This window comes from Roseibium salinum, from assembly GCF_026240905.1.
In the GTDB taxonomy this organism is placed as follows: Bacteria; Pseudomonadota; Alphaproteobacteria; order Rhizobiales; family Stappiaceae; genus Roseibium; species Roseibium salinum.
On sequence record NZ_JAPEVI010000003.1, the window covers coordinates 1,827,231 to 1,840,351 of the forward strand.

The window sequence follows — 13,121 nt, forward strand, 5'->3', positions numbered from 1 at the left end:
TCAGTTCTTCGTCACGAGGCGGTAGTAGACGAAGTCGGATGTTGCGCCGTTGACGTAACCCTCGACCTTCTGATCCATGGCGACCTGATAGGCCGCCTGGAACATGATGACGATCGGCGACTTCTCCTGAACGCGCTTCTGCAGTTCGACGTACATGTCGAGGCGCTTTTCCGGATCGCTTTCGGCAAGGGCCGCCTTGGTGAGCTCGTTCATGTCCTCCGGCACCGCCCAGGCGTTCCGCCACGTGGTGGTCGCCTGGTAGTTGTCGTCGGAATTGTCGCTGTTATAGGCGAAGGCCTTGGCATTGGAATGCGGATCCATGAAGTCCGGGCCCCAGTAAAGCAGCATCGCCTCGTGGCTGCGCTCGCGGTACTTGGTGATGACCTGCGAGCCGGTGCCGGGGATGATGTCGAAGTTGATGCCGGCTTCGGCAAAGGTTGCCTGCAGCGACTGCGCCATGTCGGTGAACGGCGCGGAATTGATCACGTCGAGCGTCACCGTGATCGGCGTTTCGATGCCGGCATCGGTCAGGATCTGCCGGGCCTTGTCCGGATCGTAGCTATAGGGCGTCTCGTCATAGGACCCTGGGAAGCCTTCCGGCCAGAAGGCCTGATGGATCTCCATCTGCCCTTTCAGGAAGGTGTCGGTCATGCCCTTGTAGTCGACAAGGTAACGCGCGGCGTCCCAGACGGCTTCAGGCTGCAGGGATTCTTCCTTTTGGTTGAAGGACAGGAAGTGCACGGCGGCCTGGGGATAGGTCTCCACCTTGATGGCATCGCCTTCGATGCCGGAGATCTGATCCGGCGTCAGGTTGCGCGCCATGTCGACGTCGCCGGACTGCAGGAGCAGCTGCTGGGTCGCCGCTTCGGCCACATGGCGGATGATGACCCCCTCCACTTTCGGCGCGCCCTTGAAATAATCCGGATTGGCCTTGAAACGCACCATTTCCCCCGGACGGTAGGACTGCAGCTCGAACGGGCCGGACCCGGCCGAGTTGGCGTTGAGCCATTTGTTGCCCATGTCGCCGTCTTCTTCATGCTCCATCACCGTCTTTTCATCGACGATGGAAGCCGGGCGGGAGGCAAGAACGTTGAGGGCAAAGGCCGGCGAGAACTCTCCCTCGTATTTGACGATCACCTTGTTGCCGTCGGCCTTGACCATCTCGCCGACATTTTCCGGCGTCCAGCCGAGCTGTGCCAGGATGAAGGCCGGGGTCAGGTTGAGTTTGATGACGCGCGCAAATGAGAAGACCACGTCCTCGGCCCGCACCGGATTGCCGGAATGGAAGACTGCCCCGTCGCGCAGTGTGAAGGTGATCGTCCTGGCCTGTGGATCGGCCTGCCACTCAGCGGCAAGACCGGCGGCAAGCACCGTCGGATCCTCAGCGTCGTATTGGACAAGGCGATCATAGATATTGGTCACCAGTTCGCCTGAGGAAAACTCATAGGCCTGGGCCGGATCGATGGCGACGATATCGTCGATATTCTGTGCCACGACCAGGAGGTCGTCGGGCGTTGCGGCACTTGCCTGTTGCGCAATCGGCATTGCCAGAGCGGCGGCCAGCAGCGCGGTCTTGAGAAGTCTCATTCCTACGTCTCCGTCTGTCAGGGTTTAAGGTCTGTTCTTGTTCTTGGCGCGGGCCGGCGCTTTCACCGCCGCGCTTTTGTCCGGCGACACCAGCTCGAAGCGGCTGGTTTGCTCGTCGCCGCCGTTGAAGATCGTCAGCGTGCCGGTCCACAGGATTTTCGCCGGCATGTCGTTCGGGTTCGACCATGCATGGGGGGTGTTGCCCCGGTAGTGCAGGCTGTCGCCCGCCGTCATCACCATCGCCTGGCCGTCCAGGAACTGGGTGATCGAACCTTCCAGGATGTAGATCAGCTCCTCGCCCTCGTGGCTCACCGTTTCGGAGGCGTAGCCCGGCGGAACGGTGAGGATGAAGGACGACAACTGGTTTCCGGGAAACTCCGCGCCGAGGCGTTCATAGCTGACCGAGGACCCGGAGATGGAAAAATGCGGACGGGCGTCCGAACGGGTCAGCGCATCCTGGGCGCGTGGCTGGGCGACGAAATAATCGAGGCCGACGCCGAGCGCCTTCGCAATTCCCGCCAGCGAGCCGAGGGTCGGCGTCGCGTGATCGCGCTCGACCTGACTGAGATACCCGACCGACAGGTTCGACTTGTCGCCGAGCTGCTGCAGCGTCAGACCAAGCTGCCGCCGGCGTGCCCGGATCAGGGCGCCAATCTTCGTCTCCGTGGCGGTGGCGGCTCGCGCCGTAGAACTGCTCAAATGTTTTTACTCCCATCAAAATTTTTTTGATCTAACCAGATTTTTTTGTATGCTCCAAGAACTTTTTTAAGCGGCTTTGCGGAAGAGGTAATCCAGAACCCCTCCAAAAGTCGTTTAAAAACAAACTGTTGTGTTTTCGCTTCGTAACTCGAAGCGGCAGATGGAGATGCGGCCTTGAACAAACCGATCGAACAGAGAACGGCGCACAGCGGGCTCCGGCATGGCGTTTGAACCGTCCGAAAGCGCCGTCGACGCACGCCGGAGCGCGCTGCCGGGCCAGTTTCTGGGCGGCTTGGCGGCGCTTCTGCGGTTTGCGCTGGTAACCGCCGGTACCTTTCTCGGCCTGCTCGCGATCACCTTCTTCATCGGCCGTGTGGTGCCCATCGATCCGGTGCTGGCAGTGGTCGGCGACCGGGCCTCGAACGAGGTCTATGAGGCGGCCCGTCAGGCGATGGGGCTCGATCGGCCGCTGATCGTGCAGTTCTTCGCCTATGTCCGCGATGTCTTCACCGGCAATCTCGGCATGTCCATCTCCACCGGCCGCCCGGTTGCCGAGGATCTGGGCCGCGTCTTTCCGGCGACGCTGGAAATGGCAACCATCGGCATCTTGATCGGAGTGCTACTCGGCGTGCCCATGGGCGTGCTCGCGGCCACCCGCCAGGGCAGCTGGGTCGACCAGCTGATCCGGGTGCTCGGCCTGCTCGGCTACTCCGTTCCCGCCTTCTGGCTCGGTCTCGTGGGCCTGGCGGTCTTTTATGCCGGCCTCGGCTGGGTCGCGGGCCCCGGGCGCATCGATATCTTCTACGAGGGCATCGTGGAGCCGGTGAGCGGGCTCTATCTGGTCGACAGCCTCGTTGCCGGCGAATGGGACATCTTCTGGAACGCCCTCGACCACCTTCTGCTGCCCGCTTCGATCCTCGGCTTTTTCAGCCTGGCCTATATCGCCCGGATGACGCGTTCCTTCATGCTCGACCAGCTCGGCCATGAATATGTGACGACCGCGCGCGTCAAGGGCGTACCGGAGCGCCGGGTGATCTGGCGCCACGCCTTCTATCCGATCCGCATCCAGCTGATCACAGTGATCGGGCTGTCCTATGCGGCCCTGCTGGAAGGCTCGGTCATGATCGAGACGGTGTTCTCCTGGCCCGGCATCGGCAACTACCTCACCAACGCGCTCCTGACCGCGGACATGAACGCCGTGCTCGGCGCGACCCTGGTCATCGGCGCGGTGTTCATCCTCATCAACAAGATTTCCGACGTGCTCTACAGCATTCTCGATCCGAGGGCCCGCAGATGATCGACTGGCTTCTCGACGATTCCCCCACCTCGCGCCTGCAGGCCAATCTCGGCCGCACCTGGCGCATCTGGACCGCGCTGCTGCGCAATCCCCTTGCGGTTGTCGGCGGACTGATTGTTCTGATCCTGATCGCCATGGCGCTGTTCGCCCCGCTGGTCGCGCCCTATTCCCCGATCGGCCAGGACCTGGCGAACCGGCTGATGCCGCCGTCCGCGGCACACTGGATGGGCACGGATGAGCTCGGCCGCGACATCTATTCCCGTGTGGTCTACGGAGCACGGATCACGCTTCTGATCGTCACCATGGTCGCCGTCATTGCAGCGCCCATCGGGCTGGTCGTCGGTGCGGTGTCGGGCTATTTCGGCGGCTGGACCGACCGCATCCTGATGGGAGTGACCGACATCTTCCTGTCGATGCCCAAGCTGATCCTGGCGCTGGCTTTCGTGGCGGCGTTGGGGCCAGGCATCGAAAACGCCATCATCGCCATCGCCATCACCGCCTGGCCTGTCTATGCGCGCATAGCCCGCGCAGAGACCATCACCTTCCGCGACGCCGAGTTCATTGCCGCGGTCCGGTTGCAGGGGGCTTCCCCGATGCGCGTCATCCTGCGCCACGTACTGCCTCTTTGCGCCTCCTCCACCATCATCCGGGTCACCCTGGACATGGCCGGCATCATCCTGACGGCCGCCGGCCTCGGCTTTCTGGGCCTCGGCGCCCAGCCGCCGCTGCCGGAATGGGGCGCGATGATCTCCCGCGGGCGGGTTTTCATTCTCGACCAATGGTGGGTCGCCACCATGCCGGGCTTTGCCATCATCGTAGTGAGCCTCGGCTTCTGCTTTCTCGGTGACGGCCTGCGCGACGTCCTCGACCCCAAGCAGGGAGACAAGCAATGACCGGCCCCCTGCTCGAGATCGACGGCCTCACCGTCACCTTTCCGACCTCAAGAGGCCCGGTCGATGCGGTCAAGGGCATCTCCTTCTCCCTCGGCCGGGAGCGGCTCGGCATTGTCGGCGAGATCCGGATCCGGCAAGTCCATGACCGGCCGCGCCATCCTGCGCCTCATCCGCAATCCCGGACGGGTGACGGCCAAGACCATGACATTCGACGGCATCGACCTGCTCGGCCGGAGCGAAAGGCAGATGCGGGACCTGCGCGGGGCGCGGATCTCGATGGTCATGCAGGACCCGAAGTTCTCGCTCAATCCGGTCATGACGGTCGGAGAGCAGATCGCGGAGGCGCTCGTAACGCACCGGAAGCTGCCACGCGGCGAGTTGAAGGCCCGGGTGCTGGGCATGCTCGAGGCGGTGCGGATCGACGATCCCGCCCGCGTGGCCGGGCTTTACCCGCACGAGGTTTCCGGCGGCATGGGCCAGCGCGTCATGATCGCGATGATGCTGATCCCGGAACCGGACCTCCTGATCGCCGACGAACCGACGTCGGCTCTCGACGTCTCCGTCCAGGCCCAGGTGCTCGACATCATCGACGACCTCGTCACCGGCAAGGGCATGGGGCTGATCCTGATCAGCCACGATCTCAACCTGGTGTCGCGCTACTGCGACCGGATCCTGGTCATGAACAGCGGCGAGATCGTTGAAGCCTGCAAGGCGAGCGACCTGCACGACGCCCGGCATCCCTATACACGTGGACTGCTTGAGGCCATGCCGCGCATGAATGAGACCAGAGAGGAACTGCCCGTGCTCGACCGCAGCACCTGGACGACGGGGGCGGGAACATGACCGCGGCCATTCATCTTGACAACCTCACGATCAGCTATGGCCCGACCGCCGTGGTCCATTCCGTCTCCTTCGACGTTGCGGCGGGGGAGAGCTTCGCTCTTGTCGGCGAATCGGGCTCGGGCAAATCCACGATCCTGAAAGCGATTTCCGGACTGGCGCCGGATTGGACCGGAACGATCACGGTGGACGGCATTGTGCGCGCTCATGCGCCCGACCGCGCATTCGCCAGGACCTGCCAGATGGTGTTCCAGGATCCCTACGGGTCGCTGCATCCGCGCAAGACGGTCGACACGTGCCTCGCCGAACCGCTTGCCATTCACGGGATCGGCGGCCGGGACGGCCGGGTCAAGGATATGCTCGCCGCCGTCGGCCTGGACCAGCGCTTCCGGTTCCGCTTCCCGCATCAGCTGTCCGGCGGCCAGCGGCAGCGCGTGGCTATTGCCCGTGCCCTGATGCTGGAGCCGCGCCTTCTCCTGCTGGACGAGCCGACCTCCGCGCTCGATGTGTCGGTCCAGGCGGAGATCCTGAACCTGCTCAAGAAGCTGCGGCGAGAACAGGGCCTCACCTATCTCATGGTCACGCACAACCTGCCCGTGGTGTCGTTCCTGTGCGACCGCCTCGCCGTCATGCGGCATGGCCGGATCGTCGAAGTCGCCGGGGTCGATGCCCTGAAAACCGGCCGTCTGGAAGAACCCTATTCCCGCGAACTCTACGCCGCCAGTGGCGGCACCCTGCAACCCGCATGATCCGAGATTTCTCCAAATGACTGATTTTCACGGCCCGCTGGCCGCCTTCGACCGTGCGCTATCCATTGCGAGGGCGCCCGATGCACCATTCGATGCCCTTCTGGACCTCGCCCGCGCAACGGTCGGCGTGAAGCTGTTCACCTTCATGACCGCGGACATGGCAACGCAAACGGCGCGGCGGTCCTATACCTCGCATCCGCAGGACTATCCCGTCTCCGGCACGAAGCCGATCACCTACAATCGCTGGTTCGAGACGGTGCACACACGGCGCGAGTGCTTTGTCGCCAATACCCTGGCGGACATCGCGACGGTGTTTCCGGATTACGAGCTGATCGGCCGGCTCGGCTGCGGTTCGGTCATCAACCTGCCGGTGGTACTGGGCGACACGCCTGTCGGCACGGTCAACATGCTGCACGAGGAACAGCACTACACGCCGGAGCGGGTAAGCCTGGCCAGCAACTGGCTATCCGTTCCCGCCAAGGCCGCTTATCTGGCGAGACGCGCGCTGCAGGCGGCAGGCTGAATCCTTGCTGTCATGACGGAGGAAGCCGAGGTAATCACTAGGCGGCCCGCTGCTTTTTCGCCCGCTCAAGCCTGCCGATGAAATCGGAAAGCCAGGCGATCTCTTTCAGATAGACCTCCATGCTGAGCGAGGCGAGGTCCATCAGCAGCGCCTGGGGATCCGGATTGTCGAATCCGGTCTCCCGCAAGAAGGTCTGGTATTCTTCAACGAAAGCCTTTGGCACCTGCATCACGGCCTCACGCACACATGAATTTCTGGATCTGGCAACCGGTTCCCCGATCGCGTTTAGAAACTGTTAAGGATTCCAGACGCACCCAGGTATCGTAACTTTTGCCATTTCCTCACTATCCCCAGGCGCTATCTGCGCCGGCCGGGAAAACTCGGAATATCTGCAGAAAACAGCGAACCAACTCCGCTTTCCTCTTGCACTTGGTCAGACAAATCTTCGACCCTGCCAAGAATCACAATTCTAACCGATTGCCGACGGTGCCAAGAGTCTCACATGAGCCCATCCACAGACCTTTGTTTCGATCCGCTGTCAGAAGCCTTCGCCCAGGATCCCTATTCCTTTTACGCCGCGCTGCGCGCCAGGGACGGGTTGACCTACTATCAAGACTTCGACGTCTGGCTGGCGTCCCGGTTCGACGATGTTTCCGAAATCGTAATGCATGAGCATATGGTCCGTTCCCTGGACCATGTCGCCAGTCCCGACGAAATCGCGGAACAGAAGCGGGCTCTCAACTGGCACGACATGCCGCACCATTCCCGTTTCGTTCAGTTTTCGTTGCTCGACAGCGACGGAGAGGTCCACGACCGGCTGCGCAAGCAGGTGTTCAAGCTGTTCACCCCGGTGATGGTCAACCAGCTTCGGCACGGCATCCAGGCCTATGTGGACGGGCTTTTCGACAAGCTTGCCGACCGGGAGGAAATCGACTTCGTCGAAGATCTGGCGGCCCATGTTCCCGGCCATATCATCGGCCGCGTTCTGGGCGTGCCGGACGAGGACTGTCCGCAGCTCAGGATCTGGTCCGAGAACATCGTCCAGTTCTTCGATATCGACCGCTCCGACGAACGCAAGGAACTGGCTGAGCGCAATACGACGGAGTTTTACCACTATCTCCTCAAGCTCAGGGCCGAGCGGGAAGCGGTCCCGAGGGATGACCTGCTGTCGCTGATGATCGAATCGGAACGCCAGGGGCACATGAACCATGACGAGTTCATCTCCACCGCAATGCTGATCCTGATGGCAGGTCACGGTTCGACCATCGACGTGCTCGGCAGCGGCATGCATGCGCTGCTGAAATTTCCGGACGAGATGACGCGCCTGCGCGCAGAGCCGAGCCTCATGAAGACGGCGGTGCAGGAGATGTTCCGCTTTGAATCGCCCCTGCCCTTCTTCCATCGCTACGCGGCGCAAGACGTGACGATCTGCGGAACGCCTTATCCTCGCGGCACGAAGTTCGGCGTGCTCTACGGGTCGGCGAACAGAGATCCGAAGCAGTTTCCCGAGCCCGACCGCTTCGACGTCGGCCGCTCGCCCAACTGGCACATCGCCTTTGGCCGTGGAGCCCATTTCTGCCTCGGCAATCACCTTGCCCGGCTGGATATGGACATCATCTTTTCAACGCTCCTGAAGCGCTTCAAATCCATTGAGCTCGTGGAAGACACCCCGGCCTACAAGAGCGGTCTGTCGGTTCGCGGACCCAAGTCGTTGCAAATATCGTGGAAAGCAGCCTAGGGTACGGACCCATAAAATTGAACGCACTGGCGTCAAAACGGCAAGGAGCGGGGAGGAAAAGTCCGCAGGTCGATGCATGTGCATCGGCCAAGGGCTTTGACGCTGCCGCTCGCAGCCGTTTTGGCGTCCGTTGGATCGCTCTGGAGCGGACCGTCTCCTGCGTTGCGAAGTCTTGAAAACCGGCCGGGTTTCCTGCGCCTTCGCGCCTTGAATACGGGCCGCTCCAGAGCGACCAGTGCATTCAATTTTATGGGTCCGTACCCTAGGGTACTGATCCTAAGGTAATCTATCCACTTCCAACGATCCCGGATAAGACATGCGATCTGCTTTCACACTCGTTTTGCTGGCTGGATCGGTGCTTTCAGCGCCGGCCGGCGCAAAGGAATTCGAACTCGGCCCCCGGCCCGCTTATCTCGTCAGCCAAATGCCCGAGAGTGACCTCAAGCAAACGCTGTCCGCCTGTGTCGGCTCACCGGTGAAGCGCACACTCTTTTCCATCAGCCACAGGGGGGCGCCCCTGCAGTTTCCCGAGCACACCGAAGAGGGCTACCGTGCGGCGGCGCTGATGGGGGCCGGCATGCTGGAATGTGACGTGACCTTTACCAGCGACAAGGAGCTGGTCTGCCGGCATTCCCAGAACGACCTGCACACCACCACCAACATCCTGGCGACGGATCTTGCGAAAAAATGCACCGCAGGCTTCCAGCCGGCCAGCGGGGGCGATCCCGCCTCCGCCGAATGCCGGACGTCCGATCTGGCCCTTGCCGAATTCAAATCCCTCCGCGGCAAGATGGACGGCGCGGACAAGAGCGCGCAGAGCGTGGAGGACTATCTCAACGGCACGTCTCCCTGGCGGACGGAACTCTACGGGGCAACCGGCACGCTGATGACCCACAAGGAGTCCATCGCGCTGTTCAGGAGCCTGGGAGTGAAATTCACGCCGGAGCTGAAGGCCCCGGTCGTCGACATGCCGTATGACGGCTTCACCCAGGCTGACTATGCCCAGAAGCTGATCGACGAATACAAGGAGGCCGATGTCCCGCCGGAAGAGGTCTATCCCCAGTCCTTCAACCTCGATGACGTTCTTTACTGGATCGAGCATGAACCGGAATTCGGCAAGCAGGCCGTCTACCTGGAGGGCCGACGCGACCTGGACCCGATGGACCCAGCCACCTTCTCGCCCTCCATGGCCGAGCTGAAGGCCATGGGCGTGAACTATATCGCGCCGCCGCTCTACGTCCTGCTGGCCGAGGAAGACGGCATGATCGTGCCCTCTCCTTATGCAAGGGAAGCCAGGGCGGCGGGTATCGACATTATCGCCTGGACACTCGAACGCTCCGGTCCGCTTTCATCCGGCGGCGGCTGGTATTATCAGTCCGTCAGCGACGTGATCGATGGCGATGGCAGGATGCTGGAAGTCGTGGATGTGCTCGCGCAAGCTGTCGGCGTGAAGGGGATCTTCTCCGACTGGCCCGCCACGACGAGCTTCTATGCGTCCTGCATGGGATTGGAATAGCAGGGTACGGCGGATCACCGCGCCTGATCGAGTGTCCGCTTGCACTCCAGCAACTCGAAGAGCGTCGATTGAAGCCGGCGGATGTCTTCCTTGGAGACCGCTGACTGTGCCGCCCCGCCTTGCTTGTCGCCCCTCAGCCTGCCGAGAATACTCAGCCCACCGGCATGCGCGTGCGCGGCCGGTTCGGCTTCGTCATCGGCCAGGACGCCGCTCGGCAGCTTTTCGCGCTGCCCATTCGGTTTGGTGGAAGCATGCGGGGGTGCGGGCTGGGGTTCCGCATTGCCGGAACGTGCCGCAGGTGCCTTTTCCTGTGCAGCGGCAACCTGCAACGGCAATGCATCTTCGCGCCAGATCTGCATCACGAACCTGGGGCCCTGCTCCTTCAGGATGCGTTGCACGCCCTTGATCGTGTAGCCTTCGCCGTAGAGCAGATGCCTAATGCCCTTGAGAAGCTCGACATCGTCAGGGCGGTAATAGCGTCTTCCGCCGCCTCTTTTCAGAGGCTTGATCTGAGAAAAGCGCGTTTCCCAGAACCGCAGAACGTGTTGCGGCAAATCGAGATCGTCAGCGACTTCGCTGATGGTTCGAAACGCGTCCGGGCTTTTGTCCAGTGAGCTCATCCCGTTTTGTTATTTGCTGCTCGGTCCTGTGAGCGCGTCGTTGATCCGCTGTTTCAGAACGTTGGATGGTTTGAACACCATCACACGACGCGGTGAAATCGGCACTTCCTCGCCGGTCTTCGGGTTACGGCCGATACGTTCCCCCTTGGAGCGAACCACGAATGAACCGAAGCTCGATAATTTTACTGATTCTCCGGTTACAAGACAGTCTGAAATTTCAGAAAGTACACGCTCGACCAATTCAGAAGATTCAGTCCGAGACAGACCGACTTTCTGATAAACGGCCTCGCACAGATCCGCCCGGGTAATAGTCCGATTGCCCATAACCCCTCCTCAATGACGCCAGCGATCTGGCTGATTTTGCAAGAGAACTCCGATGCAAGCCTCTACGGTACGGCCTCACGGCGAGCCGGTCAACCGGAACTCGGCATCTGATTAATATTTGTCGCCAGGTCGTCCTGCGGGGAAACCCGGGCCAGTTACCAGCGCAGGATGACCGAACCCCAGGTGAATCCGCCGCCCATGGCCTCCAGCATCAAAAGATCGTTCTTTTTGACACGTCCGTCCTTGACGGCCAGATCGAGGGCCAGCGGAATGGAGGCGGCGGAGGTGTTGCCGTGCCATTGCACCGTGGTGATGACCTTTTCCGGGGCGATGTTGAGCTTCTTGGCGCTGGCGTCGATGATCCGCTTGTTGGCCTGGTGAGGAATGAACCAGGTCAGGTCTTCCGACGTCAGCCCGGTTGCCTTGTAGGCGTCCTCGATCACGTCGGTGATCATGCCGACCGCATGCTTGAAGACCTCCCGGCCCTCCATGCGCAGATAGCCGACGGTCTGTGTCGAGGACGGACCGCCATCCACGAAGAGCTTTTCCTTGTGGCGTCCGTCGGAGCGCAGGTGCGACGTCAATATACCGCGGTCGTCGTTGGTGCCCTCGCCCATCGCCGCCTCGACGACCACCGCCCCGGCCCCGTCACCGAACAGCACGCAGGTCGTCCGGTCCTCCCAGTCCAGGATCCGCGAAAAGGTTTCCGCCCCGATGACCAGGCAGCGTTTGGCCATCCCCGAGCGGATATACGCATCGGCGGTTGCAAGTGCGTAGACGAAGCCCGAACAGACAGCGTGAAGATCGAAGGCGACGCCATGGCTCATGCCGAGCTTGGCCTGAACCGTTACTGCCGTTGCCGGGAAGGTGTTGTCCGGCGTTGCGGTCGCCAGGATGATCGTATCGATGTCCTGCGCATCCCGGCCGGCATGGGCAAGGGCGCGCCTTGCCGCCTCCAGTGCCAGATCCGACGTCACCTGCCCTTCGGCGGCGACGTGACGCTGCTTGATGCCGGTGCGCTGAACGATCCACTCGTCAGAGGTATCGACCATCTTTGCGAGGTCGTCATTTGTCAGGATCTTTTCCGGCAGATAGCTTCCGCAGCCGGTTACGGTCGAACGGATTACGCTCACAAATCACCTTCCGATGTCGGCGCGGCTTCTGCGAAGCGGCCGCGATGATAATGCACAAGATCCTGGGCGATCTTGTGGGTCAGTTCGTTCTTGACCATGTCATAGGCCAGATCGATCGCCGAGGCATAGCCCTCGGCGTCCGTTCCCCCATGGCTCTTGATCACAATGCCGTTCAATCCCAGGAACACACCGCCATTGACCTTGCGCGGGTCCATTTTCTCGCGCAGCAAGTCAAACGCGCCCTTGGCGAAGAAATAGCCGATTTTCGACATGAAGGTACGGTTCATCGCCGACCGCAGGTAGCTGCCGATCTGCTTGGCCGTGCCTTCCGCCGTCTTGAGGGCGATATTGCCCGCAAAGCCTTCGGTCACGACAACATCGACCGTGCCCTTGCCGAGGTCATCGCCCTCGACGAAGCCTGCATATTGCAGGGAGCGCAGAGGCGTCTCGCGAAGCAAACGGCCCGCCGTGCGCACTTCCTCCAGCCCCTTCACCTCTTCGACGCCGATATTCAGGAGACCGACGCTCGGGCGCTGGACCCCGAAAAGAGCACGCGCCATGGCGCCACCCAGAATGGCGAAATCGATCAGTTGCTGTGCGTCGGCGCCGATCGTTGCACCCACGTCCAGCACGACGGATTCCCCGCGCATCGTCGGCCAGATGGCGGCAATGGCGGGCCGCTCGATATTGGCCATCGTTCGCAGGCAGAATTTCGACATCGCCATCAGGGCGCCGGTATTGCCGGCCGAAACGGCGACGGCTGCCTCGCCGGTCTTCACGGCCTCAATCGCGCGCCACATGCTGGACCGCCATCTTCCCTGACGCAGGGCCTGGCTGGGCTTGGTGTCCATGGCAATCGAGACTTCGCAGTGATGCACGGTCGAAGCGTCCCGCACACGCGGATACTTCTCCAGGAGCGGGCGAATGACCTGTTCGTTGCCATACAGCAGGAAGTGTATGTCGGGATGGCGGACAAGGGCTATCTCCGCACCGGGAATTACGACTTCGGCCCCGTTATCGCCGCCCATGGCATCCAATGAAATCGGAATCTTTTTCGCCATTTACAAGGTCTTTTTGACGTTATGCTACCAAAGACGGCACCGGTCGGTGCGCCCAAAAAAGTCCTGCAACTCCAGCAAGGCCCAAATCCGGCGCGAACATAACGGTTTTGGGCGGAGTGACAACCGTTTTCCTGTCCCTTT

13 protein-coding genes and 1 pseudogene are annotated in these 13,121 nt (G+C 61.6%); 7 read left to right on the forward strand and 7 right to left on the reverse strand.

Annotated features, from left to right (window positions below; genetic code table 11):
- Positions 1–1,587, reverse strand: a complete 1,587-nt coding sequence (locus tag ON753_RS12995; RefSeq protein ID WP_265963056.1) for an ABC transporter substrate-binding protein — start codon at positions 1,585–1,587, stop codon at positions 1–3.
- A gap of 24 nt (positions 1,588–1,611) precedes the next feature.
- Complete coding sequence (locus ON753_RS13000) at positions 1,612–2,286, reverse strand: helix-turn-helix domain-containing protein (RefSeq protein ID WP_265963057.1); 675 nt, start codon at positions 2,284–2,286, stop codon at positions 1,612–1,614.
- Positions 2,287–2,506: 220 nt separating this feature from the next.
- On the opposite strand from ON753_RS13000, the gene ON753_RS13005 reads away from it, so the two are divergent.
- The 5 genes and pseudogenes from ON753_RS13005 (at position 2,507) to ON753_RS13025 (ending at position 6,588) form a co-directional block, all read left to right on the forward strand.
- Positions 2,507–3,583 (forward strand): ABC transporter permease, encoded by a 1,077-nt coding sequence (locus ON753_RS13005; RefSeq protein ID WP_265963059.1) that lies wholly within the window; start codon positions 2,507–2,509, stop codon positions 3,581–3,583.
- Positions 3,580–4,476 carry an ABC transporter permease gene (locus ON753_RS13010; RefSeq protein WP_265963060.1) on the forward strand — a complete coding sequence of 299 codons (897 nt, stop codon included), beginning with the start codon at positions 3,580–3,582 and terminating at the stop codon, positions 4,474–4,476. The genes ON753_RS13005 and ON753_RS13010 overlap by 4 nt, the downstream gene beginning before the upstream one ends.
- Positions 4,473–5,319: pseudogene (locus tag ON753_RS13015) on the forward strand (ABC transporter ATP-binding protein). Before ON753_RS13010 ends, ON753_RS13015 begins: the two are co-directional and overlap by 4 nt.
- Positions 5,316–6,065 carry an ABC transporter ATP-binding protein gene (locus tag ON753_RS13020; protein WP_265963061.1) on the forward strand — a complete coding sequence of 250 codons (750 nt, stop codon included), beginning with the start codon at positions 5,316–5,318 and terminating at the stop codon, positions 6,063–6,065. The pseudogene ON753_RS13015 and the gene ON753_RS13020 overlap by 4 nt, the downstream one beginning before the upstream one ends.
- A 16-nt stretch (positions 6,066–6,081) precedes the next feature.
- Positions 6,082–6,588 (forward strand): GAF domain-containing protein, encoded by a 507-nt coding sequence (locus ON753_RS13025; RefSeq protein ID WP_265963062.1) that lies wholly within the window; start codon positions 6,082–6,084, stop codon positions 6,586–6,588.
- A 37-nt stretch (positions 6,589–6,625) separates the two neighbouring features.
- On the opposite strand, the gene ON753_RS13030 is transcribed toward ON753_RS13025, so the two are convergent.
- A complete protein-coding gene (locus ON753_RS13030; RefSeq protein ID WP_265963063.1) occupies positions 6,626–6,817 on the reverse strand; it encodes a hypothetical protein in 192 nt (63 codons plus the stop codon).
- A gap of 273 nt (positions 6,818–7,090) precedes the next feature.
- Between ON753_RS13030 and ON753_RS13035 the strand changes: the two genes are divergently transcribed.
- On the forward strand, positions 7,091–8,326 hold the full coding sequence (locus ON753_RS13035) for a cytochrome P450 (RefSeq protein WP_265963065.1): 1,236 nt from the start codon (positions 7,091–7,093) through the stop codon (positions 8,324–8,326).
- 316 nt (positions 8,327–8,642) lie between these two features.
- Positions 8,643–9,842 (forward strand): glycerophosphodiester phosphodiesterase family protein, encoded by a 1,200-nt coding sequence (locus ON753_RS13040; RefSeq protein ID WP_265963066.1) that lies wholly within the window; start codon positions 8,643–8,645, stop codon positions 9,840–9,842.
- Between the two features lie 14 nt (positions 9,843–9,856).
- Here the strand turns inward: ON753_RS13040 and ON753_RS13045 are convergent, their stop codons facing one another.
- From ON753_RS13045 to plsX, 4 genes are all read right to left on the reverse strand, one after another.
- A complete protein-coding gene (locus tag ON753_RS13045) occupies positions 9,857–10,453 on the reverse strand; it encodes a MerR family transcriptional regulator (RefSeq protein ID WP_265967149.1) in 597 nt (198 codons plus the stop codon).
- A gap of 18 nt (positions 10,454–10,471) precedes the next feature.
- On the reverse strand, positions 10,472–10,786 hold the full coding sequence (locus ON753_RS13050) for an integration host factor subunit alpha (RefSeq protein WP_265963067.1): 315 nt from the start codon (positions 10,784–10,786) through the stop codon (positions 10,472–10,474).
- A 155-nt stretch (positions 10,787–10,941) separates the two neighbouring features.
- Positions 10,942–11,919, reverse strand: coding sequence for a beta-ketoacyl-ACP synthase III (locus ON753_RS13055; protein WP_265963068.1), 978 nt, complete (start codon positions 11,917–11,919; stop codon positions 10,942–10,944).
- Positions 11,916–12,980 (reverse strand): phosphate acyltransferase PlsX, encoded by a 1,065-nt coding sequence (gene plsX, locus ON753_RS13060; protein WP_265963069.1) that lies wholly within the window; start codon positions 12,978–12,980, stop codon positions 11,916–11,918. Before plsX ends, ON753_RS13055 begins: the two co-directional genes overlap by 4 nt.
- Positions 12,981–13,121 lie beyond the last annotated feature (141 nt).